Raw genomic sequence first — 23,965 nt, 5'->3', positions numbered from 1 at the left:
CCTGTTGGTTTACGTAATAATTGGAAGTTATTTCAAGTAAAAGGGGACGAATGAATGAAGCAAAGTGTTACGGTAAAAGTGTACGACCAAACGGGATTGGATGAACAGACACAAAAGATTTTGGATGTGACCGTCGTCCATATGACGGCGATGACCATATCGCTTATTGTTGTGAGCAAAGGGGAAGGCGGAGAAGGAACCGCTCTGAATCCGGTGGAAGATTGTTTTTGCGGCGTCCAGGCGTTTACGCAAGAGGCATTTTCAGATGAAACCGGTGAGGAACTAGAAAGCGCCCTGACGAGAAGGTTTGCCAACTACTTTAAAATGTGCGAGTTAGATATGAAAGTGGAAGTGCAAGTTGCCTAAAAAAGAGTCCTCTTCTGAAAATAATCGGAAGAGGACTCTTCTATTCTGGCAAAAAAGTACTGTTATATAGGAAGAGAAATGGTATAGTAGATTCATTATGCGATTTTTGAAATAGAAGGAGATTGTAACTGGCCATGAGGCTGTCCTTGAAATATTTAATATCTTTGGTTGCGTTGATGTCTGTGATTCTTACATTGGTGAGTAGTATCTATTCAGGGTATCGGGTGAGCAAACAAACGCTCATCAACAGTACACTGGCAACGAACCAAGCATATGCGGATAAACTGGCCAACTCGACGGAAATATACTTAACGATGACGTTGCAAATGTTGGAGATGAGTTCGGAAAACTTAGCTTCCTTAATTGAAAATAGAGACGAAGAAGCGCTCTTGCATGAGGCGGAGAGATTAAAGAAACAAACGGATACATTCAACTCTGTGTTAATTGTCGATAAAGAGGCCGAAATATTGGCGACTTCCCCCCAAACGCTGGGGCTCAAAGGAGAGAAGCTTGTATCGGTCGGTGGAAAAGAAGCACTGCAAAAGAGGGAAGCGTTTATCTCTCAGCCATATACCGCATTGACTGGCCGGCTCGTCATATTCATTTCTCAGCCGATTTTTGATGCAAATGGACAGTTTCTCGGGTTAGTCGGGGGAACTATTTATTTAAAAGAAGAAAACATCTTGCAGACGGTACTGGGAGAGCATTTTTACAAAGACGGTTCTTACGTCTATGTTGTCGATCAGTCAGGGCGTATCATTTATCATCCGGATCCTGAGAGAGTCGACAAGGTCATAGATGATAACAAAGTAATTAAAGAATTGATGGCGGGACATGATGGAGCAATGGAAGTGACGAACTCCCAGAACAAAGTGATGCTGGCAGGCTATGCGACCATTCCGCTGGCCAAATGGGGTGTCGTGTCCCAAAAAGAGAAAACGTCTGCCATTGCCCCGTCTGTTTCTATGACGAATGAAATGATTGGAAAGACACTGCCCTTCGTTCTGGTGGTCCTCATCCTGTTATTCATAATCTCCAAACAGATCGCTCTGCCACTTCAGAAACTTGCGTACTACACGGAAACGAGTACGGAGAACAGCCAGGAAGAGAAAATCAACAAGGTAACAACCTGGTATTATGAAGCCAATCAATTGAAGAAGGCGCTGAACTACAGCTTGAATTTCTTCCAAGATCGAGTGAACTTTTTCATCCATCAGTCCACGACCGATCCGTTGACGAAAGTGTGGAACCGGCGGTCAATGGACGAAACGATGAAAAAATGGACGGAACAGGGAAGACCGTATGCCTTGATTATTTTGGATATGGATAAATTCAAGCGAGTCAACGATACGTACGGCCATTCAACAGGCGACGAAGTGCTGAAGTTCCTAGCTTCCGAAATGAAAGCCGTCTCCCGCGAGCAAGATCGGTGCTGCCGGTTTGGCGGAGAGGAATTTGTCATTCTCTTGCCTGAAACAGATGCGGCAGGCGCGTATCAAACGGCCGAACGGCTTCGCAAAAGAATGGAGTCGACCGTCAGTCCATGTGGTGAAATTGTCACCATATCTTCAGGTGTAGCCGCTTTTCCAGAGCATGCATTGCATCCCGCGGAATTGCTGGAACTCGCCGATCAATCGCTTTACGAAGCGAAAGAGACCGGGCGGAACCGGACGATTGTCCAAGCGAAGCAAAGCGAATAAAGAACAGGTGGAGGGAAACCCCCTCTGCCTTTTTTGTTCCGAATAAAAAAGAGCTGCCCGGGAAAGGCAGCTCTTCCTATTAATAGACTTTATCTCCATTGAAAATGGAGTTTTTCACGATTACATAATCAACTGTGCGGATAGCTTCAAGTTTCGTACCGCCGGCATAAGAGATGGACGACTGTAGATCCTGCTGCATTTCAGTCAGTGTATCTTGCAGTTTGCCTTTGTGCTCGACGTACATTTTTTTGCCTTCCACATTCTTCTTCTCGCCCTTTTGGAATTCAGAAGCGGAACCGAAGTATTCCTTGAACAGCTTGCCATCCTTCTCGACTGTCTGGCCAGGGGACTCTTCATGACCCGCAAAAAGGGACCCAATCATGACCATGGATGCACCGAATCGGACAGACTTGGCGATATCTCCGTGTGTCCGGATTCCGCCGTCCGCGATGACCGGCTTGGAAGCGGCTTTTGCACACCAGCGCAATGCAGCCAACTGCCAGCCGCCTGTGCCGAAGCCTGTTTTGATTTTCGTGATGCATACTTTTCCGGGGCCAATGCCGACCTTTGTTGCGTCCGCTCCCGCGTTCTCCAATTCACGTACCGCTTCCGGCGTACCGACATTACCTGCGATGACGAATGTTTCGGGAAGATGCTTTTTAATGTGTTGAATCATCTGGATGACCGCATTGGAGTGGCCGTGGGCAATATCGATCGTAATGTAATCAGGAACCAAACCATCTGCTGCAAGCTGCTCCACAAATCCGTATTCTTCCTCTTTTACTCCGACGCTGATGGAAGCGATCAATCCTTTGCTGTGCATATCTTTCACAAAGGCAGCGCGCGTCTCTGGGTTGAAGCGATGCATGATATAGAAGTAACCGTTTTCAGCCAGCTGTAATGCGATCTTCTCATCAATGATCGTCTGCATATTGGCAGGAACGACTGGCAACACGAAAGTATGCTTTCCTAGCTTGACCGATGTATCACATTCCGAGCGGCTGTTGACAATACATTTTGCGGGAATCAATTGAATATCTTCATAATCGAATACTGCATCCATATATAACACTCCTAAAGGCGAATATTATTTTAAATTTAAATGTTAACGTTCGTACTTTTGTAATTTACATCATTTTATAACTGAAGTCAACCGTTTTACGGGTGAAACATTTGTTGAAAATTCCTACACCTGTTTATGGGCAAAGTCTATAATAGGAGGAACAGGATAAAGGGGCTGGAGAGATGATAAAGACAACTTTGCAAGAAGTGATTGCTATGAGTCCGGAAGAGCGAATGGACTATATGAAGGAAAGTGGCGGGCAATTATTGGATCAAATGCTGGAAGAAATCGGTTCAATTGACCCCGTTTTGCGAGATGAGCAGATTTATAGGCTGTTTATTATCATGCTTACGGAGCAGCTGATAGAAAATGAAGTTATGGAGAACTTGGCTGTAGAGCTGATCAGTGATAGGCGATTGTTTTATGCCATAGGTGAAATGAATACAGACAGCGTCTTTACACGCTCTTTCGCCTCCCTTTGGTTAGCCGGATTGCTAACGATTGATCAAGAGACTCCTTATTTGGAGGAAGCCGTGAGACGTTTGGTTATGGAGCGGTGTTCAACGTATTTGCAACAGGAGCGCGATGTCCGTGGATTTGTAGAGGATAAGGGCTGGGCGCATAGTATCGCACATGGAGCAGACCTCGCTGCAGTGATGGCAGGGCATCCACTTACCGAAAAACGGCTTATGCCGATCCTGTTACAAGGAGTGAGTGACAGCTTTTGGAAAGGGACTGTCTATACGGACGATGAAGACAAGCGCCTTGTGGCTGTCATCATGGCGCTGGTGAAAAAGGAATATCCTGAAGAGGTTCTCGTGGAGTGGGTGGAGCAAGTGTTTGACCGGCTGGAAGTTGAAAAGTCTAGAAGCGGTTACAGCCGCCAATTCTTCCAAGCGAGAACAAACACACTTCACTTCATGAAGACGTTTTATTTTGCCTTGAAGATGCATCACCAGGCACCACGCTTGCAGCAAGTGGTTTCCCATTTTATACAGAAGTGGTTCTCTCTCTAGGCAAGTAGACCAAGCGAAAGGAACATGGTACGATGGGACCATCTATACAGGTGAGGGGGAATATGGCATGACTACTTTGCCAAACTGTCCGAAGTGCAACTCGGAATATACATACGAAGATGGAAATCAGCTCGTTTGCCCGGAATGTGCCTATGAATGGCTGCCTGGTGCTGAAGGAACAGAGCAGGAAGAAGAGAAAGTGTTTAAAGATGCAAACGGGAATATCTTGCAAGATGGAGATACCGTTACGGTCATCAAAGACTTGAAAGTAAAAGGCAGTTCTTCCGTAGTGAAAATGGGGACGAAAGTGAAAAACATCCGTCTCGTAGACGGAGATCATGATATTGACTGCAAAATTGACGGCTTTGGCCCGATGCAATTAAAGACGGAATTTGTGAAAAAGATCTAAGTTCGGAGTGGGGAAATGATGAACGGTAAACAGTTTCCGGTACTAGAAACAGAACGGCTTTTATTACGGGAAGTGACAAAAGAGGACGCACCGGCAATCTTTCGTTACCTGTCGGATGCGGAAGTTATGAAATATTATGGATTGCTTCCATTCACGCACGTCAGTGAGGCAGGAGAGGAGATCGAATGGTATCGCTCCATCTTTGAAAATGGAACCGGCATCCGCTGGGGGATCACATTGAAGAGCCAGCCAGAGCAAGTGATCGGCAGTTGTGGTTTCTTGGCCTATGCCCAGCGGCACGCACGTACCGAGGTCGGGGCAGAACTATCAAAGGAACATTGGCGGAGTGGGATCATGACAGAAGCTTTTGGGGCCGTCTTAGAATATGGCTTCACGGAGATGAACCTGATGCGCATTCAAGGGTTGATTGATCCGGCCAATGTCGCTTCCCAGAAGCTTGTAGAGAAGTTCGGTTTTCTTCGGGAAGGTTTGCTGCGCAGCTACGAGCGGACCGGGGACAAGTTCGAGGATGTCTATATGTATGCATTATTGCAAACTGAATGGAATATACGATGATGTACATGCTCGCCTGATGAGAAGGCGGGCATGTTTTCGTTTAGATGAGACGAAAAACATAGGTCAAGTAATGAGACTTCCTACATATTCCAAACAAGGAAGCGTTCCTTTATTCTTAATAGTAAATCATTGGTAAGGAGATGGTGAGATGAAAGGCATTCGTAAGGCAGCCAGCCTTGTTTTGGCATGCACTTTATTTCTTGGGCTGACTGCCAATGCATCTGCTGCAGCGAGTAACAAGGTGCTGAATCAGGTCCGAAATGAATATACGTCCTATGAAAAGAAGGCGGTCAAAGCTTATGAAAAATATCGAGATGATACGAATAAAGAATATCGGGCCTATCGGGACAAGGAACAAGCCTCTTTTGACACATTTGGGAAGCAGACCAGTGATGATTTGGCCCAGTTAAACCAGCTGCTCGAAGCGGATGTGGCGAAGCTGGAAGCCCAGTTTGGCGCCAATAAAGAATATTCATCCAAGCTTCGGACCTATAAGAGTCAGATTAATGCCAAATCATTGGGCAGCCCAATGCAAAACTATGCGCAAAGTATCAACCCGAATTCCTTAGGAAGTCTGATGTCGCATTATAAAAGCGCAATCAATGAAAATTCATTGGCGAGTCCGATGATGAAATACAGAAATGCAGTGAACGAACATTCACTGGCCAGCCCGATGAGTTTTTATCGCCAAGCGGTCAGCGCGAACAGCCTGGCCAGCCCTATGTCTGAACTGCGACACCAAAGCAGCCCGACTTCATTGGCAAGCGTCATGCAAAAGTATAGGCAGGGTAAATTAACACAAAAGCAGGCCCTTGCCGAGTGGAATTCCATTTTGAAAAGAGAGACGAAATCAATTCAAACGATTGGCGATAAGACGAAAAAAGACATTACGACAATTAGTACAACAACATCAAATGATATCTTGAGCCAAAAATCAAAAACGGTAAACGGCATTTTAGAACAGCGCCAAAAGACTTTGCAGGAAATATCGGATACACGCAAAAACTACTTCGGCGAAGGCATCCCATTCAGTGATCTCATTCCGGATCTCGGAGAACCGCAAATTATGATGAAGGGGAAATGGATCGCCTTACCACATCAGCCGGTCATTCAAAACAATGTCGTGTATGTCCCGGTAAGAGCTGTATTTGAGAACGTTAACCCGGAAATGAAGCTGACGAAAAAAGGCGATGTCATTACAATCTCCAACCCAGCCGTCAAGGTGACGATCAACTCCAAAGCTGCTACTGTCGGAGGGAAGTCCGTAACGCTGCCGGCAGCGCCGAAACTGATCAAAGGCAATGCAATGATACCGCTTCAACTAGTGGAGGAATCTTATAATGGAACCGTACGCTGGGATGCTGCGTTGAAAACGATATTTATTGATTAAGAAGAATCTATCTCTCTGTACCCTTGATTGCGGACACTTACAAAGCCCTCGCAATCAAGGGTATATTTTGTTCGATTCCTGTCATACGGTTTCAACGTCTTGCAAATTTAAATAACTTTATGAAAATATCTATCTACCTTTCATGATGTACCGTATAATTATGGAAATGAACATCATCTTAGGGAGGCGATCCAGCTGAAAAAATTGTTACTGTCGCTCGTTGTTATGTTGTGTACGTTGTCCTACTCTATTCAAGCATTAGCCGCTCCACTATTTCCAGACGTCGGTGAAACTCACTCATCCAAGGCGGAAATTGAATATCTAGCGAGTCAAGGGATCGTTACAGCCATGCCAGACGGAACGTTTGGAGCAGGAAAGTTGATTACAAGACTGGAAGCTTCTGAAATGATCGTGAAAGCGTTGCAGCTGCCGGTTGAGGACTTGCCGGATGTCTCGTTTCCCGACGTGAGCCCCGGGGATGAAGGGTATGCAACTGTTCAAGCTATAGTGGCAGCCGGAATCATGGGTGGAAACGAACAGGGCGAATTTAAACCGCAAGACAATTTGACAAGAGGGCAGATGGCTTCCATTTTAGTGAACGCATTTGATTTGAAAGGAACGAGCGACTATCTTTTCAGGGACGTAAACCCGACCTATTGGGCAGCGCCATCCATTCAGACCCTGTTTGCAAACGGTGTGACGAAGGGGTACGAGGATAATACATACAAGCCGACCGGATTTTTAACTAAATCGCATTTTGCTGTATTTTTGGCGCGTATTCTAAATCCTGATTTAAAGCCGAAGTTCGAAGCATGCTATCATCCTTCAAATCAGAAGCATTATGCGATACGTGTGCCGGTGACCAATGTGTGGCATAAACCGAATCAGACTCGTTCAATGGACCATATTTCCATTGCTCCGATGCCGGATATGGCAAAGTGGTCAAAGAGTATGAACGTCGTTCAAAAATTGTGGCTTGTCGGACGGACGGACACCCAGGCGTTGTATGGTGATGAAGTAGAAGTTATCAAGTCGCAGGGGGATTGGCTGTACATTGCAGTGAAGAGCCAAGCAAAGACCGGACATAAAAACGGCTATCAAGGCTGGGTGCCGAAATCACATGTGAAAGAATATTATTCTAACTATGAAGGTTGCCCGATTGCCATCGTAGAAGCAAAAATCGCGACATTGTACAAGGAACCAAAACTCCACAATAAATACAAATTCATAGACATCAGCTATTCGACAATCCTAACGGTCCTAAGTGAGGAAGGCGATTGGCTGAAAGTGAACACGAACACAGATGGAATCAAATATATTCGAAAAGCTGACGTGAAAGTGCACGATTCCTACGCATCTATACCAAAACCAACTCAAAAGGACATCGTCGACAGTGCCAAGCGGTATCTTGGACTGCCATATGTTTGGGCTGGTGCATCGGCGTACGGGTATGATTGCTCCGGGTTAATGTATGCCGTGTATCGGAACCATGGAATTTTAATTCCCCGAGATTCGTTTGTCCAAGCGACACATGGGACGGCCGTGAAACGAAGCGATTTGCAGCCAGGGGACCTCATGTTCTTTGGTTATAATGGCGGAACGGGGAAAGTGTATCATGTTTCCATGTACGTTGGAGATGGGAAAATGATTCATGCACCGAATTCCTCAAGGAAGATTGAAATCATCTCGATAAACGCTGGAATTTATAAAACGAATTACGCAGGCGCGAGAAGATATTTGAAATAATGAAACCAGCCGGTCCATTTGCGAGGGCCGGCTGTTTTTTTTCAAAAGAGCATAGCTAGTTACTTGGACAACTTTGTTTCATAAGTAGACTGCTGCACTTCAATAATGTGATCAGGCTTCGGCTTGCCGGCATTCGCTTTGTGGCCCGCGATATGCTCGGGGCTCTTCTCCCAATTTTTCCAATCCTCTTTTGATTGCCAACGGACGACAATAAGAACTTCCTCATCGCCGCGGCGCACTTCTTTCAGAAGGACCTCTAAACCGACGAAACCTGGTTGCTTTTCAATCAATCCTTCACCACTGAAGCGGTCAATGACAATGGAAGATGTCCCTTCCTTAACGATCATTTTCTTAATTTGATAAAACATGAAGCATTCCCCCTGCACTCAATGATATTGATAATCATTTTCAATTGTAGTATGAAGTGCTTTAGATGTCTAACCTTACGAAAATATTTACGTCATGATCGTTTATAAATAGGGATTCATGGTAAGGTAAGAAGTAGGAGGGATGCCGAATGCAATACTCCAAACCGAAAATGGAGCGTCTCGTAAAAAACAATGCGGAGCTGTCCAAGCGACTGCAGCAAATTATGAAGGAACATGAACTTGAAAAGAGCTTTGCGTTAAAAGCGTTATATCATTCTGACGTCAAAGACGGCGGCCGTTTTATGAAGGCTATCAGGAACTACAATAAAAAATGCCCAGGGAGTGCACCCTGGGCATTTTTTAAATCAATCACCATATTCCAGCTGTTTCTCAATCTTGCCATCCTCACCATGAAGATAGACCATCGTGCCGGCTTCTTGCGCCATCCGCTTCGCTTCCTCGACAGCTTCATCGCGCGATCCCGACGTGTAAGCCGGGTCGTCGTTGGCTTCTTTTTTCACAGCCCAGCCGTCCTCATCATGCGGAACAACATGGTACCGGGCATCGTCTGTACCAGCCCGATCCTCGAAATACTCGTCCTGGTCACGCTTTTGGTGATCAGCCATACAACGACCTCCTTCCTGCTAAACTGGTAATGCTACAGAGACAATCAATTATGTAATCATTCATTACCCGCCTGATGGAAATCAAAACTGGAAGGATTGTACTGTTTGGAGAATGACAGAAAGACAGACTGCCGGAAACGTCGCGAGCTGTATGATAAACCCGGGCGTGACCGATAAGCTTTCGATAGTATTGATCAAATATGAAAACTGACCGATGCCTCTTGCGAAGCGACCGATAACCCCAGCTAATTCGATCCACACACCCTAAAAAAGCAGACGCATAAGAGCGCCTGCTTCCTTCCTTATCATATTCTCTTATAGAGATCCGTAGAATACCATGCCGCCGCGTGTATTGATGACTTTGAGCATGTTAGTCCGTTTCACAAAAATGGATTTGTATTGAACGCTGCCGTTCGCATCCTTTAATAGGATGGTGCGTGTGCTGTAGTTGTCTTCGGCAATTTGTGCTGTGTAGCTTGCGACATCTACAACGGAAGCGAGCTTGTTGTATTCAGGCAGCGCGCTGATGCCGCTTGCTGCAGGGGCTGCTTGCTCTTTCACTTGTTGTGTAGCGACTGCAGGTGCTGCTTGTTGTTCAACTGGTTGAGCCGCGCTCGGTGTTGATTCTGCAGTGATAACGCCGTAAAAGATTTGGCCGCCTGTTGTGTCGATGATTTTCAATGTGTTTGTTTCTTTCACAAAGATGGACTTGAACTGCTCACGGCCATTGTCGTCTTTCAAAACGATTACTCGTTTGTTGAAGTTGTCTTCGACGACTGCTGCATTGTAGCTACCGACCTCGACCTTGGATGCGAGTGTTGTGTATTCCGGTAATGAGCTGATGTCGCTTTGAACCGGTTGTTCTGGTTTTACTTCAGGTGCCGGTGTTGTGTCTTCAGTTGTAATTTTCCCGTAGAATACTTGTCCCGCTTTCAAATCAACGATTTCCAACATGTTAGTGTTTTTTACAAAGATGGATTTGAATTTGCCTTGACCGTTCGCATCTTTGAAGAGGATGACGCGCTTGTAGTTGGAGTCCTCTGTAATTTTTGCTTGCAGTCCGGATACATCGACTTTGCTTGCCACTGTAGCGTATTCAGGAAGTTGTGCAAGCGTATCGGCTGCGATTTGCAATTGATAGTTAGAGCCGTATTGGGATGTTGTTACTTGCTGCGTTTGTGCCGCTTCCACTTTGTCCGTATGTAGTACGTTGGCTGCGCTGAATCCTCCTGCTGATAAAAGTGCTGCGCTTAGTGTAGTTGCTAGTAATTTGTTCATGTTCATCGTCTCCTTTGTTTTGGTATGTCCTTATCATACCGCCGCATTTTGAGAGGACTCTGTGAGGAAAATGAGAGTTTCATAAGAAGTTTCTCATCGTTTCCTCAGGGAACCATTTCCAATTTCGTTCGTATAAACTAACAAGAAAGAATCTTTAGGAGCGGGGTGTGTGTATGGAAACAACCGAAAACATATTAGTCTTGCGAGATTTGACGATGGATTATGGCGAAAAGCTGGTGCTGAACCGAGTTAATTTGGAAGTGAAGCGTGGCCAGATCATCGGATATATTGGACCGAATGGAGCGGGGAAGAGTACGACGGTAAAGATAATGCTCGGTTTGATTCAAAACTATCAAGGGACGGTTGAACTGTTCGGCCAGGATATTGCCCAAGGGGATATTTCATATAAGAGAAGAATCGGATATGTGCCGGAACAGGCGGAGCTTTACGATAATTTGACGGCGATGGAGTTTTTAGTGTTTACGGGGGAGCTCTATGGGATGGAACGCCACTACGCAGAGCAGAAGGCTGAAAAACTGTTGAAGGAATTTGATCTCACCAGTGTAATGGATACGAGACTTTCTTCCTTTTCAAAAGGAATGAGGCAGAAGGTGCTCATCACATCGAGTTTGCTGCATAATCCTGATTTGTTATTTCTTGATGAACCGCTGAGCGGCTTGGATGCCAACAGTATGATGATCATCCGGGAAATGCTGGCGCAGCTCGCGGAACAAGGAAAGACGATTTTCTATTCGTCGCATATTATGGATGTCGTTGAAAAGATCAGCAACCGAATTGTCCTTCTCGTTAAGGGAGAGGTAATCGCAGACGGGACATTTGAGGAGCTGCAGGAGTTAAGCCAGGAAGGCACCTTGTCCGGTATTTTCAATCAATTGACGGGCTTCACAGATCATGGGGAACGGGCGTCCCGTTTCATCTCCATTATGCAGGATGGGGATGCCGATGCGTGAGTACCGATCTCTTCAAGTCATTTCGTTGTTCAAGCCTTTGTTACTAAAACTGGGAATCGATTATAATGCGCTTCTGATCATCCTGCGAATGAAATTGACGATGGATGGCAGAAGAGTGCCGACGATTTTTAATGATACGCGGGGGAAAAAGGAAGGCAACCAGTTTCTGAAATCACTGTGGATTTACGCACTATATGGCCTGTTGATCACTCCTTTTTTATTTTTTGGGAATCAATTAGTCTTTCAAATGGGCATCAGCTTCGGCATTATCATTTTCATATTATCTACGACGATGATCGCGGATTTCTCTTCCGTCTTGCTGGATATCCGGGATAAAAACATATTGCATACGAAACCGGTCGACAGCAAGACAATCAATGCAGCTAAAATACTGCATATTCTCATTTACATGTTTTTTGTCAGCGGCTCGCTTCTGCTATTGCCGCTTTTGGTCAGTCTCTTTACAAAAGGCATTCTATTTACGTTGCTGTTTCTCGTGGATATCGGGTTGACCATCGCGCTTGTCATTGTCATCACTTCCTTGCTTTACTTAGCCGTGCTGCGATTTTTTGATGGGGAAAAGCTAAAGGATATTATTAATTATGTGCAGATCCTTCTATCGGTCGGGACGATTATTGGCTATCAGGTCGTAGCCCGTTCCTTTGATATTGTAAATTTTGATATCTCTTATACATTCAACTGGTGGCATCTATTGCTGCCGCCTTTATGGTATGGCTCCACATTTGAAATGCTTCTTAATGGAAATTACTCCGCTGGCATTGTCCTCGGTTCGATTCTCGGGGTGCTTGTGCCGATCCTCGCTGTCCTGTTGTATATCCGTTTAATGCCTGCTTTTGAGCGGAGTCTTGATAAATTGATGGGCGTGGCAAAGGAACGGAAGAGGAAGCCCCATCGGATCATTGAAATGTTGGCTAAGATGACGTGCCACTCCAAAGAGGAGAGGGTCTTTTTCCGGTTTGCCACATTAATGATGCGCCAGGAGAGGGAATTTAAACTAAAAGTCTATCCGGTGCTGGCAATGGGTATTGTCTTTCCTTTCATATTTATCGTTATGGAGCTTAGGGAACGGTCTCTGGCAGAGATCGGCACAGGAAGCATGTTTTTGTTCATCTATTTCCTGAATTTCATTATCCCGACCGTCGTTCATATGCTTCGCTATTCGGGCAGCTATAAAGGTGGCTGGATTTTCAAAGCAGCACCGATAGAACAGCCTCATATCGTATTTAGCGGGACATTGAAGGCGTTTTTGATGACTATGTATGCGCCAGTTTTTCTATTGTTATCGGTTATTTTCATCGGGATTTTCTCAACTTCTGTTATCCCGGATCTCATTGCCGTAGCAGTTGGAGGCGTCCTGTTTACAGCAATTGTTTATCTGTTGATGGATCGGGATTCGTTTCCCTTCTCGTTATCCTTCCAATTTGCTCAGGATGGCGGTTCGTTTAAAATGTTTTTGATTGGATTGCTAACGTTGTTATTTGTTGCTGCGCACGTGTTTGCCAATCGTTTTGCCTTTGGGATCTATGTGTATATTGCAATGCTGCTTGTTGTTGCCGTAATAACATGGCGTTTCTCATTTCGTAAAAGATCGATGAGTCAGTGACACGTTTGCCTTGTTCCCCGGACTGTAAAGGGAGCCTTTGTTCGCGTATAATGAAGGATACCGAAATAGGACGGAGCAGGGGGGCGAGAAGAATGATTCCAGTCATTACAGATAAAAAGGTGACGGATTTGTGCGGTACTGTGTCATATCGGCGAGGGAAGTCGTATGTTCAAGCAGGCAAAGTCTCCATTGCCATTATGGATTCCAGTCGCTGTGAAGCAATTGTACACGGCAACGAGCCGTTTCAAGTGAAGATTGAATTCACTGCTGGTAATGAAATGAAAACGTCGTGCAGCTGTCCTTCCCTTGGGGCTTCCTACAAATACGAATGCCAGCATGTCGCAGCCGTTCTGCTTGCCATCGCGCAACAGGAAGGGAATGGCGCAAAGCTGGCGGATGAATTGCTCACCCTTTTTAAAAAACCCGCAGCCCCGCCTAGTAAACATCAGCGGCATTTTGAGAGACGCCAGGTGAAGCCGTTGCAATTTATTCTCAAACCGATCGTGACAAGCCAAGGGCCGCTTCTTGGTGTTGAAATCTGGTTCGGTGATCATAAGGTGGAACCCATTGGGCGTTTTCTCCGTCAACTGGACAGGGGCCTGCCAAGTGAGTTGTATGATCCGCATATCCACTGCTTTCTGGCAGAAACGGATGCCGTCTTGCAGCAGCTTATTGCGATACAAACAGATCAACATGAGGACATCACGATCCCTGATTCCATGCTGGTTATTCCTCCTTATGCATGGGAAGTATTGTTGCCGCTCCTCGAGGCTGCCGACGTTCAGCTGGAGAAGACAGGATCCAGGTATCCATTTCAGCGTAAAGAAGGCACGTTGCCGATTCGCTTTCATTTCGGGCAATCAAAAACTGCTGACCATTTGCTGAAAATAGACGGTATGGATGAAGTGGTCATTTTGGAAGCATACCGGACAGTCGTGCAGAGAGGAAATATCTTTCGGCTTGCGCCTGAAGATTGCAAACGGCTCGCGGATTTGGAACGGATGCTGAAGACCGCGCAAGCGAGGCATATAACCATTCCGGATGAACAAGTCGGGTTCTTCCTGGAGAAAGTCGTTCCGGGTCTCCGAAGCATCGGCCAGGTCGAAATCGATTCCTCGGTTACGAGCCGGTTGGTCCAATCCCCCTTAGTGGCGAAGCTGTACATCGACCGTTTAAATAACCGCTTATTGGCCGGTTTGGAGTTTCAGTATGGCCATATCGTCATCAATCCTGTGGCGGATCGGGAGCTGCCAAAAAAGGCGACAGTCTTGCGGGATATCGAAAAGGAAGAGGCCATTTTACAGCTCATGGAAGAAAGCCAGTTCGCTGAAACAGACGAAGGCTATTTTTTGCACAATGAAGAACTGGAATATGCTTTTCTTTATCATATCCTGCCGAAGCTTCAGCAGTATGTTCGCGTCTATGCCACAACAGCCATCCGAAACCGGATTTTCAAGGGGCACCCGCAGCCGCGAATCCGTGTGAAGCACTTTGAGGAGCGGACCAATTGGCTGGAATTTAAATTTGAGATGGACGGCATTGCAGACCGGGAAATCCGTTCTTTGCTGGTGGCTCTCGAAGAAAAGCGGAAATACTACCGGTTGCGGGATGGTACGCTTCTTTCATTGGAAACCAAAGAATTTGAGCGGTTGCAGCAGATGATGAATGAACTCCCGGAAAGCCTGGAAGACTTGGAGAAAGGGCTGACGGTTCCTTTTGTAAGGGGCATCCGGTTGCTGCATTCCGGAGAAGAGGCGGAGGCATTTTCAGTTGAGGAATCCGCTAGGGCTTTCCTCGACAGGCTGAAAAATCCGGAAGAAAGCATCGCTGTTCCCGAAGTACTGGATTCCGTTTTACGGCCGTACCAAAAGCAAGGCTATCGCTGGATGAAAACATTGGCTTCGTTTGGAACAGGTGGCATTTTGGCAGATGATATGGGGCTTGGCAAAACAGTGCAAAGCATTGCTTTCATCCTGTCTGAGCTAGCTGCCATCCGCCGACAGAAACAGCCTGTCCTTATAGTGTGCCCTTCTTCCCTTACGTATAATTGGAAGCAAGAAGTGGAGAAGTTCGCACCTGACCTGAAAGCTGTCATTGTGGACGGCGACCGTAAAAAGAGGATGAAGTTATGGCAGCTGGACGAAGAGGCAGATGTCATCATCACTTCGTATCCCCTTGTGCGAAGGGATATCCAGTGGATTGAAAAGCTAACGTTCCATGCGATGTTTCTGGATGAAGCGCAGGCGATCAAAAATCCGATTACGATGACGGCGAGATCAGTGAAACGAATTCGGGCAACCCATCGTTTTGCGTTGACTGGAACGCCCGTGGAAAATGCGTTAGAAGAACTATGGTCCATTTTCCATGTCATCCTGCCTGAGTTATTTGGGGGATTGCGGGAGTTCAGTGAGCTCCAGCGAAAAGAAGTGGCTCGTCGGATTCGTCCATTCCTGCTTCGCCGGATGAAACGCGATGTTGTGCAAGAGCTGCCGGAGAAAATTGAAACGATTGATTCTGCTGAACTGCTGCCAGAGCAGAAGAAGTTGTATGCGGCCTACTTGGCAAAACTGCGGCATGATACGTTAAAGCATCTGGATAAGGACACACTCCGGAAGAATAAAATTAGGATTCTCGCCGGCTTGACGAGACTGCGGCAAATTTGCTGCCATCCTGCTTTATTCGTCGACGGCTATAAAGGGAGCTCGGCAAAATTCGAACAGCTAAAGCGGATCATCCAGGAATCCCAACTGGCTGGAAGGCGTGTTTTGATTTTCTCCCAGTTCACCAAGATGCTTGATTTGATCGGCAGGGATTTGGCTTTCCAAGGAGTGCCCTTTTTCTACCTCGATGGCCAAACGCCTTCTGAAGAGCGGCTGGAGCTATGCCAGCGATTCAATGCTGGAGAGCGTGACTTGTTTTTGATTTCATTGAAAGCAGGCGGAACAGGCCTTAATCTGACGGGTGCCGATACTGTCATATTGTATGATTTATGGTGGAATCCGGCGGTGGAGGAACAAGCGGCAGACCGTGCCCACCGGATTGGCCAGGAGCAAGTGGTTCAAGTGATTAAACTCGTTGCACGCGGCACGATTGAGGACAAGATGAATGAACTGCAGGAGAAAAAAAGGAACCTAATTGAAGAAATCATTGATTCGCAAGGAAATTCAGTAATGTCCTTAACCGAGGAGGATATTGTGGAATTGTTAACATGAATGAAGCAGTAAAGGAGAACGGATATGAGATTTCTAAAAGCTTTCATTGCCACTGTCATCTTATTGGGACTTCTCGCCGTTGGTGTATATTTTATTGGAACAAATCTCATCGCTGACCAGGTGATGGACAAGGTGACAACGGAACTGGAGTCAAGCGGCCAGATGGATGCCATCAGGCAGGAAGTGAAGAACGATCCGGAATTGCGGGCGTTCATTGAAGAAGGAAAGAATGCGGATCCGGCGAAGTTGCCTTTCCAGACGAAGGAAGAGGCGACCCGTGCTCTCCTAAAGAAGTTCAATATGTCCGAGCTCAATGAACTGCAAAGCCAAGCAAGAAACGGGATGACTTCTGCAGAACAGCAGCAATTGATGAACAAGCTGCAAAGCCGCCTGTCCGAAGAGGAGCTGCTGGCCCTAAAAGCGGTCGCATATAAGGAGCTATGCGCAACGGATGGCTCGGCTTGCCAATGAACGTATAAACGAAAAGATGGAGGGGATTCGAACAAGTCCCCTCCATCTTTTTTTATTCCTTCGCCAGTGTGACAGGACGGATATAGCGGGAAATGAATCCATGACGCGGCGAGCCGATAAAGCTGATCAGGAATAGAATGCCAGTCGCGAACGCCATAGATCCGGAAATGGACGTGTCGATCCACGAAGCGATGTAATATCCGCCGATTGCGGATAGGACGCCGAAGACGGCGCTGAGAACGAGCATGATCGACAGTTTATCGGTCCAGAGGTAAGCTGCGGCTGCTGGCGTGATCAGCATGGCGACGACCATAATTGCACCGACTGCATCAAAGGATGCGACAGTCGTAATCGAGACAAGGGTCATGAAGACGTAATGCATAAGCATGACTGGAATACCGAGACTAGCCGCAAGCGCCGCATCGAACGTCGTAATCTTCCATTCCTTATAAAATGCCAGAATCATCACCAGTACAATCGCAAGGACAATGCATAAGATGAAAGTGGCTTGGGGCACTTCGCCAATCAGCGGAACCTCTATCGTCTGCCAAGGGACAAAGGTGATTTCGCCCATCAAGGCATGTTGCACATCCAAATGAACATTTCCTGTTTTCGTTGCGATCAGGATGACCCCGATAGCGAACAAAGTCGTAAAGACAACGCCGATGGAGGCATCTTGCTGCACGCCGAGCGAGTGAAGCCACTGCACTAATACGGCAGTCAATAGCCCTGCAATAATTGCGCCAACGAGCATATGCCATCCACTCAGCTCACGGGTGATCAAATAAGCGGTGACAATGCCAAGCAGGACAGTATGGCTAATAGCATCCGCCATCATGGCCATCCGGCGTAAAATGAGAAAGACCCCCATAATGCCGCATGAAATGCCGACTAAGGATGCGGTCAGTAAAATCCATCCTTCATAACTCATAGTTATTTACCCTCCTTGACGGGCTGGCGAGGGATGGGCCGGCTTTCCAGCCGATGTTGCTTCCGTTGCAGCTGTAATTGAAGAGCCCTGACCAATAGACCGCGCTGCGAGCCGGCTATTACCGAAATGAGGAAGATGGAAGCGGAGGCAATGACGATAAAAGGACCGGTCGGCCATCCTTTCCCCATTGTACTGATCAATGTGCCGAGCAAACCTGAGCCGCCGCCGAAAATTGCGGAAAGCACAAGCATCCGTTTGAAGGACATAGTCCAATAATGGGCACTGACCGGTGGAATAATGAGCAAGGCGGCCATTAAGATTACGCCGACCGCCTGGATGCCGATGACGATCACAAGCACAAGCATCGCTAAATAGAGGCCATCCATGAGGCGGTTCGACAAGCCAAGTCCTTTTGCAAAATCCGGATCAAACAAGAACAGTTTCCATTCCTTGAACCCGATAATGACAACAGCAATGATCACAATCGCGACCGCCATCATCGTATAAACATCCGTCCGCACCATCGAAGCCGCTTGACCGAAGATGAAGCTATCCAGTCCTGCCTGATTCCCGCCGCCTTTTCGACTGACAACTGTCAGCAACATAATGCCGAGTCCGAAAAAGACAGATAGGATAAGCCCCATGGCCGCATCTTCCTTCACCCGGCTGGAGGAACGGATCAACTGGATGAGCCAAGCGCCGATAAATGCACTGACAGCTGCACCGAAAATCATGAATGGCAGGTTTTTGTACCCGAGTATCGAAAAGGCGATAACCACTCCAGGGAGTGCCGCGTGGGATAAGGCGTCGCTCATGAGACTCTGCCTTTTCCAATAAGACAGGCATCCGACCATGCCGGCTGCCGTTCCGAGAATCAATGTGCTGAAAAGAACCCATTGGGCATTAGGAGATAAAAATACGTCCAGCATCATTACGCCTCCTTCATCCAGCGCAGGGAACCACCGTATGTCTTTTGGACATTATCTTTCGTGAAGACTTCATCGGTTTTCCCGTATTCCACGATCGTTCGATTCAGCAGCATGACATGGTCGAAATAATCCTCTACTGTCAATAAATCATGATGGACGACCATGACGGTTTTGCCTGCAGATTTCAAGCGTTTCAATGTCGTCATAATCGCCGTCTCTGTTGCCGCATCGACACCGACCAGCGGTTCATCCATGAAATAGAGGTCGGCATCCTGAACAAGTGCCCGTGCTAGAAAGACGCGCTGTTGCTGGCCGCCTGACAATTGGCTGATCTGGCGGTCGGCATAGTCGGCCATTCCCATCTGAGCCAGAGATTCCAATGCCAATTCCTTATCTTGTTTAGACGGCCACTTGAACCAGCCGATTTTCCCATACAGTCCCATTAACACAACATCAAGAGCATTCGTCGGGAAATCCCAGTCGACAGAACCACGTTGCGGGACATAACCGACGCGCGTTTTGGTCTTTGCTAACGTCGAATCAAAAAACGAAACGTTGCCCGAAAGCGAAGGATGCAATTCCAGCATCACTTTCAGCAAGGTTGATTTGCCCGCACCGTTCGGACCGACGATGCCGGTCAATGATCCGGGTTTCACATTAAAATTCACATCAGATAACACTTTGTTTTTTCGATAGGAAGCAGATAAGTCTTCCACTTTCAGGACTGACATCAATTTCCCTCCCCTAAGAGTGCCTTATGAATGGTCGTTATGTTATGACGGTACATACCGATATACGTGCCTTCTAGCGTACCCGAGTCACCCATCGCGTCAGAATATAGTTCCCCTCCTAATTTGACATCCAGCCCTTTTTTGCCAGCCCCTTCAATTACGGCTTTGATGGAATTTTGGTTAATGCTGCTTTCTACAAAAACCGCCGGGATTTTATAATCGAGCAGGATGGCAATCGTATCGTCAATGTCCGAAATGCCGATTTCATCCTCTGTGCTTAGCCCTTGCAAGCCGACTACATCAATGTCATACGCTCTGCCGAAATAACCGAATGCGTCATGAGCTGTTACGAGCACCCGTTTTTCTTTCGGGATTTCCGCAAGCTTTCCTTTGGATTCTTCAAGCAGGTCATGCAGTTCGCTAAAATACTTCTCTTTATTTGCTTCAAAGTCGTCTGCATGATCTGGCGCATATGCCTTCAGCTCCTCGGTCGCCGATTCTATTGAAATCTTCCAGAGTTCAATATCGAACCAGACGTGTGGATCAATGGCTCCATTTTCATCATGCAATAACTTTTCTTTTGGAATAGCTTCAGAAATGGCAAGTACGGGCTTCTTTTGGCCGATTTTCTCAAAGGCCTCTGTCAGGTTCCCCTCCAAATTTAAGCCGCTGTACAGCACGATATCGCTGCTTTCCAGCTTCTTAATATCTCCCTGCGTTGCCTTATACAAATGCGGATCGACGCCTGGACCCATCAAGCTTTCTATAGCGACATGCTCGCCTCCGATAATGGAAAGCGGCTCTGCGATTTGCGCGATCGTCGTCACAATGTGGATTTTACCCTCCGTGTCCACTTCATCCGCTTTTTTCTCTGCACAAGCCCCTAACATAAGCAGCGCTGAGAATAGGGCAATTAATAATACGCCGTACTTCTTCTTCATTTCCGTTCCTCCTAAAATCAATGGTGATAGTGTTTCCCTTGTGCAACAAATACTATAAAAAAATTTACATGGCGGAAATGCGGAAATTTATTTTCCGAATTTCAAAGAAGCACAAAACGACTGAACGTAGATGCTTCTTTTTATATTTCATTACTGAAAGGCCGGTCTCATCTTTGAAACAGAATTGAAAGCTTTGTACCAAGAACGAAAAGCGTGGGCATTATACAGGAATCAAGCCGCTGACAGGGAAACACTTTGAAAGGTACTGCTGAATGAGTATTTGGGGCAGTCAGCCAACCGGTGTTACTGCCTAGCTGTTTTTGAGGTAAAAACCTAAGACCTCCACATTTGTAATGACTGTCTTTACTATATGTCGGATTATGGTGACTTGTGAAAAGCTGAATGGAGAGTAGTAAGCTTTTCCCTGGGTGCAATATCGTAATTTCGTAAACGTTAGAAGACTATCACTCCTTCAGGCAAAGTAATAAGTTTCCCTAAGGAAACTATTAGTAAGTTAAAAATAATACGATAAATAAAATTTGTCAACCGGTAAGAATAGAAATAGATCTGGATTTATCGTCAGCGGATTGCTTACTAACGGTTGCTACAGGAAATATTTAAAACTGGACAATAAAACTGAATTATGATTAACTAGTATAGTTAATTAGGCTAACTAATGATTTTAATTATGAGGAGGCGTTGAACATTACAACAAGGGAATTGCAGTTTTTCGGGCAATACGCCAAAGTGCATCGTCCGATGCTAAATGAAATAAATGCCGTCCTTGCGGAATACAGATTATTTAATTCACAGTGGACCATCCTAAAATTACTTTTCCAAGAGGGCGACATGACGCCGGCAGAGATTGCAACGAGGCAGCAGGTGGAAAAACCGAGTGTCACCAAAATTCTGCAGCGTTTGGAGGAGCTGACATATATCGAAGTGCGTCCGGGGCAGGACAAGCGCGAAAAATGGATTCGATTGACAGAATCCGGCAGCTCCGCATGCCATGAGATCATGGGGAAACTGGATACGTTATATAAAGGTTTTTTGAAGGGCGTTCCTGCAGAAAACATTGAAATCGCCACGGCCGTCTTGAAAAACATCCAAGAAAATCTAAACTAACGAAAGAGTGAGTCGATGGAAAAACAAAGTTTATGGACAAAGGATTTTATTATTATTTCGATCATCAATTTCTTTATTATGCTTGTCATGTATTTACTCATGGTGACCATTGCGCCTTACGCTGCAGAGGAGTTCGGTGCTTCAACGAGTACAGCGGGTCTCGTGTCGGGAATTTTTATTATCGGAACATTGATCGCAAGGATCGGATCAGGTAATTTAATTGCCAAAATCGGCAGCAAGAAACTGCTATTCATCGGATTAGTAGTTTTTTTAATTGGTACAGGTCTTTATTTTGGCGCTGCAACATTGCCTCTTCTTCTGGCAACCCGTTTAATTCATGGCGTTGGGCTTGGCTTTGCCTCAACTGCGACCGGTACGATGGTGGCGAAAATTATTCCGCCGACCCGACGCGGGGAGGGAATCGGTTATTTTAGTATGAGTACCGTTCTTTCTACAGCTATCGGTCCATTCCTCGGAATTTTCATGAGCCAGCATTATCCGTTCCAAGTTATTTTTTGGCTTTGCCTCGTGTTGAGTATCATCAATATGCTCATGTTTTTCTTCGTCAGAGAAGAAGAAACTGCACCAGCTGCTGTTCAGGTGAAGGAAAAAAGCCATTCCCAGTTTATCGAAAAAAGAGCATTGCCTATTTCGGTCATCACTTTATTTGTCGGACTATCCTATTCAGGTGTTCTTTCGTTCCTTTCGTTCTACGCGAAGGAAATTGATGTCGTAAAAGCGGCAAGCTTCTTCTTCCTCGTGTATGCGTTCGTTGTCTTGCTGTCACGCCCTTTCTCAGGCAAGCTTTTGGATGAGAAGGGTGCGAAGTTTATCGTCTATCCGGCATTGATCTTGTTTGCTGGAGGTCTATTGCTGCTGAGCCAAGCGCATAATGGTTTCATGCTGCTTGCGGCAGGTGCGATTATCGGGCTGGGTTTTGGGAACTTCCAATCATGTGCCCAAGCCATCGCCTTGAAAGGGATTGAAATGGATCGAATCGGCGTTGCCACTTCCACGTTCTATATCTTTTTGGATTGCGGCTTCGGTTTTGGCCCGTATTTCTTAGGCCAGGTCATCCCACACACAGGCTATAGCGGCATGTATTTGACGTTGACTGCCGTTGTGCTTCTTTCCTTGTTCGTCTTTGTTTTGTTGTTCGGGAAACGTGGAAAAGGTACGATGGAAGCAAAGCAATAAGTTTAAGATGGACAGGTGAACAACATGAGAAACCATGCCCAGCCAACCCGGCGTAAAGAGATTATGCAGATGGTTGTCATTGCTTTCTTGACGGCTTTTGCAAGTGAAATTAAAGTCATCCCGTTTAATGGGGAGCTGTTCCGTTTCGGGCTGGGCAGCATTGCGTTTTTCTTATACATTCTCATTCGGCCTCCCCGGTCTTTGATTCAGACAGGAATCATGACCGGGGTTGTTGTCGTTCTGTTGCGGGTGGCAGGAGACGGGATGTCCGGTCATCTGGAGCTTGCAGAAAGTGTGCGGGAGCATTTGCCTGCCTTCGCTTTCTACTTCATCTATGCGGCAGGTCTGCACTTGGCCATATTCAAGTTCCCCCAGACGTCCCCCTTGCGTTTAGGTGCATGGGCCGCTTTCGTAGAACTTACGGGAAACACCGCGGAGCACCTGATTCGCTCCATATGGGTGGCGCATTATTCGTTCGGCATGGGAGAATGGTTATTGCTGATCGGAGTGGCGATCATCCGGAATTACTTTGCCATTGGGCTTTACAGTGCGTTGATAGTGAATGAACAAAAAAAGCGCATCCAAGAAATGATGGAAGTGAGTTCAGGTCTTTATACAGAAACGCTTTATATTGAAAAGTCGATGAAACATATAGAACAAGTCACACTCGCAAGCCATGATCTGTATCAGAAATTGAAAACAGATGGACTGGTCGATTACAGCAGGCAGGCACTGTCCATTGCCCAAGAAATCCATGAAGTGAAAAAGGATGCACAGCGCGTGTTAACAGGACTGGCAAAACTGAATCGGCCAGACAGCAGAAACACCTACCGGTTGTCGGAACTGCTCCGTTTTGTCGTCACGGCAAACGGGACATACGCCGAATATCTTGGTAAACAAGTTTCGTTCCAAGTGGACTCCGTGATAGATATGGAGACGGATTCAGCGACAGCACTGCTTGCCCTCATCAATAATTTAGTGGCAAACGCGGTGGAAGCACTGCCTTCGGAAGGGCAGGTTATAATTGCGTCAGAAATTGATGAAGGCCAGCTCATTATTCGCGTGCAGGATACGGGGAAAGGCATTCCGGAAGAGTTGCTGCCAATCATTTTTGAACCCGGTTTTACGACAAAATACAATGAGCAAGGCGTGGCGGCGACGGGAATTGGTCTTTCCCACGCTAAGGATATTATCAAATCTTTAGAGGGAACGATAGAAGTGCGGTCGAATGGACAGGGAACCATCTTTACTATAGCATTACCTTGTAAAAACATTCAGAAACGGGTTGAGTAGAC

At 46.4% G+C, this 23,965-nt stretch carries 22 protein-coding genes and 1 pseudogene; 15 read left to right on the top strand and 8 right to left on the bottom strand.

The genetic code is table 11. The features are described 5' to 3' along the window. The first annotated feature begins 54 nt into the window (after positions 1–54). Positions 55–366, top strand: a complete 312-nt coding sequence (locus L7D49_RS04955; protein ID WP_238079717.1) for a hypothetical protein — start codon at positions 55–57, stop codon at positions 364–366. A gap of 146 nt (positions 367–512) precedes the next feature. Next, positions 513–2,066: a sensor domain-containing diguanylate cyclase gene (locus tag L7D49_RS04950; protein WP_238079716.1), complete on the top strand. Its 1,554-nt coding sequence runs from the start codon at positions 513–515 to the stop codon at positions 2,064–2,066. Positions 2,067–2,145: 79 nt separating this feature from the next. On the opposite strand, the gene guaC is transcribed toward L7D49_RS04950, so the two are convergent. Continuing rightward, positions 2,146–3,129, bottom strand: coding sequence for a GMP reductase (guaC, locus tag L7D49_RS04945; RefSeq protein WP_238079715.1), 984 nt, complete (start codon positions 3,127–3,129; stop codon positions 2,146–2,148). A 182-nt stretch (positions 3,130–3,311) separates the two neighbouring features. Between guaC and L7D49_RS04940 the strand changes: the two genes are divergently transcribed. The 5 genes from L7D49_RS04940 to L7D49_RS04920 all read left to right on the top strand — a co-directional run bounded on the left by L7D49_RS04940 (position 3,312) and on the right by L7D49_RS04920 (position 8,266). Beyond that, entirely contained in the window at positions 3,312–4,145 is an 834-nt protein-coding gene (locus L7D49_RS04940; RefSeq protein WP_238079714.1) for a DUF2785 domain-containing protein, read from the top strand. Positions 4,146–4,212: 67 nt separating this feature from the next. Further along, positions 4,213–4,554, top strand: coding sequence for a zinc ribbon domain-containing protein YjdM (locus tag L7D49_RS04935; protein ID WP_238079713.1), 342 nt, complete (start codon positions 4,213–4,215; stop codon positions 4,552–4,554). A 15-nt stretch (positions 4,555–4,569) separates the two neighbouring features. Beyond that, complete coding sequence (locus tag L7D49_RS04930) at positions 4,570–5,130, top strand: GNAT family N-acetyltransferase (RefSeq protein WP_336246373.1); 561 nt, start codon at positions 4,570–4,572, stop codon at positions 5,128–5,130. Between the two features lie 148 nt (positions 5,131–5,278). Further along, the gene (locus L7D49_RS04925; protein ID WP_238079712.1) at positions 5,279–6,520 is read left to right on the top strand and encodes a copper amine oxidase N-terminal domain-containing protein; all 1,242 of its coding nucleotides are present in this window, start codon (positions 5,279–5,281) and stop codon (positions 6,518–6,520) included. A 237-nt stretch (positions 6,521–6,757) separates the two neighbouring features. Further along, positions 6,758–8,266 carry an S-layer homology domain-containing protein gene (locus tag L7D49_RS04920; RefSeq protein WP_238079711.1) on the top strand — a complete coding sequence of 503 codons (1,509 nt, stop codon included), beginning with the start codon at positions 6,758–6,760 and terminating at the stop codon, positions 8,264–8,266. A gap of 59 nt (positions 8,267–8,325) precedes the next feature. Here the strand turns inward: L7D49_RS04920 and L7D49_RS04915 are convergent, their stop codons facing one another. Further along, positions 8,326–8,634 (bottom strand): antibiotic biosynthesis monooxygenase, encoded by a 309-nt coding sequence (locus tag L7D49_RS04915; protein WP_238079710.1) that lies wholly within the window; start codon positions 8,632–8,634, stop codon positions 8,326–8,328. Positions 8,635–8,834: 200 nt separating this feature from the next. Here L7D49_RS04915 and L7D49_RS04910 point away from each other — a divergent pair. Then, positions 8,835–8,966 (top strand): annotated as a pseudogene (locus L7D49_RS04910) (hypothetical protein); the annotation flags it as partial. A gap of 33 nt (positions 8,967–8,999) precedes the next feature. Here L7D49_RS04910 and L7D49_RS04905 read toward each other — a convergent pair. Together L7D49_RS04905 and L7D49_RS04900 are read right to left on the bottom strand one after the other, a co-directional pair. Beyond that, positions 9,000–9,260, bottom strand: coding sequence for a DUF2188 domain-containing protein (locus tag L7D49_RS04905; protein ID WP_238079709.1), 261 nt, complete (start codon positions 9,258–9,260; stop codon positions 9,000–9,002). Positions 9,261–9,575: 315 nt separating this feature from the next. Next, positions 9,576–10,538, bottom strand: a complete 963-nt coding sequence (locus tag L7D49_RS04900) for a hypothetical protein (protein WP_238079708.1) — start codon at positions 10,536–10,538, stop codon at positions 9,576–9,578. Between the two features lie 173 nt (positions 10,539–10,711). Between L7D49_RS04900 and L7D49_RS04895 the strand changes: the two genes are divergently transcribed. The 4 genes from L7D49_RS04895 (at position 10,712) to L7D49_RS04880 (ending at position 16,816) form a co-directional block, all read left to right on the top strand. After that, positions 10,712–11,509, top strand: coding sequence for an ABC transporter ATP-binding protein (locus L7D49_RS04895; protein ID WP_238079707.1), 798 nt, complete (start codon positions 10,712–10,714; stop codon positions 11,507–11,509). Continuing rightward, positions 11,502–13,133: a hypothetical protein gene (locus L7D49_RS04890; protein ID WP_238079706.1), complete on the top strand. Its 1,632-nt coding sequence runs from the start codon at positions 11,502–11,504 to the stop codon at positions 13,131–13,133. The genes L7D49_RS04895 and L7D49_RS04890 overlap by 8 nt, the downstream gene beginning before the upstream one ends. A gap of 92 nt (positions 13,134–13,225) precedes the next feature. Then, positions 13,226–16,345: a DEAD/DEAH box helicase gene (locus tag L7D49_RS04885; protein ID WP_238079705.1), complete on the top strand. Its 3,120-nt coding sequence runs from the start codon at positions 13,226–13,228 to the stop codon at positions 16,343–16,345. A 24-nt stretch (positions 16,346–16,369) separates the two neighbouring features. Continuing rightward, complete coding sequence (locus tag L7D49_RS04880) at positions 16,370–16,816, top strand: hypothetical protein (RefSeq protein ID WP_238079704.1); 447 nt, start codon at positions 16,370–16,372, stop codon at positions 16,814–16,816. Between the two features lie 52 nt (positions 16,817–16,868). Here L7D49_RS04880 and L7D49_RS04875 read toward each other — a convergent pair whose 3' ends face one another. From L7D49_RS04875 to L7D49_RS04860, 4 genes are read right to left on the bottom strand one after another with little or no spacing between them, the layout of a single operon-like run. Next, positions 16,869–17,747, bottom strand: coding sequence for a metal ABC transporter permease (locus tag L7D49_RS04875; RefSeq protein ID WP_238079703.1), 879 nt, complete (start codon positions 17,745–17,747; stop codon positions 16,869–16,871). 2 nt (positions 17,748–17,749) lie between these two features. Then, the gene (locus L7D49_RS04870) at positions 17,750–18,676 is read right to left on the bottom strand and encodes a metal ABC transporter permease (RefSeq protein WP_238079702.1); all 927 of its coding nucleotides are present in this window, start codon (positions 18,674–18,676) and stop codon (positions 17,750–17,752) included. Positions 18,677–18,678: 2 nt separating this feature from the next. Beyond that, on the bottom strand, positions 18,679–19,407 hold the full coding sequence (locus L7D49_RS04865) for a metal ABC transporter ATP-binding protein (protein ID WP_238079701.1): 729 nt from the start codon (positions 19,405–19,407) through the stop codon (positions 18,679–18,681). Continuing rightward, the gene (locus tag L7D49_RS04860; RefSeq protein ID WP_238079700.1) at positions 19,407–20,348 is read right to left on the bottom strand and encodes a metal ABC transporter solute-binding protein, Zn/Mn family; all 942 of its coding nucleotides are present in this window, start codon (positions 20,346–20,348) and stop codon (positions 19,407–19,409) included. Before L7D49_RS04860 ends, L7D49_RS04865 begins: the two co-directional genes overlap by 1 nt. Positions 20,349–21,047: 699 nt before the next feature. Here L7D49_RS04860 and L7D49_RS04855 point away from each other — a divergent pair. The 3 genes from L7D49_RS04855 to L7D49_RS04845 are packed head-to-tail and all read left to right on the top strand — an operon-like array spanning position 21,048 to position 23,963. Continuing rightward, entirely contained in the window at positions 21,048–21,473 is a 426-nt protein-coding gene (locus L7D49_RS04855; protein WP_238079699.1) for a MarR family winged helix-turn-helix transcriptional regulator, read from the top strand. A gap of 15 nt (positions 21,474–21,488) precedes the next feature. Then, on the top strand, positions 21,489–22,670 hold the full coding sequence (locus L7D49_RS04850) for an MFS transporter (RefSeq protein WP_238079698.1): 1,182 nt from the start codon (positions 21,489–21,491) through the stop codon (positions 22,668–22,670). Positions 22,671–22,694: 24 nt separating this feature from the next. Continuing rightward, positions 22,695–23,963, top strand: coding sequence for a sensor histidine kinase (locus L7D49_RS04845; protein WP_238079697.1), 1,269 nt, complete (start codon positions 22,695–22,697; stop codon positions 23,961–23,963). The last annotated feature ends 2 nt before the right edge of the window (positions 23,964–23,965 follow it).

The sequence above is a fragment of the Sporosarcina cyprini genome (assembly GCF_022048975.1).
Lineage (GTDB): Bacteria > Bacillota > Bacilli > Bacillales_A > Planococcaceae > Sporosarcina > Sporosarcina cyprini.
Note: the sequence above shows the minus strand (reverse complement) of the source record. Positions and strands in the feature narration are given on the sequence as shown.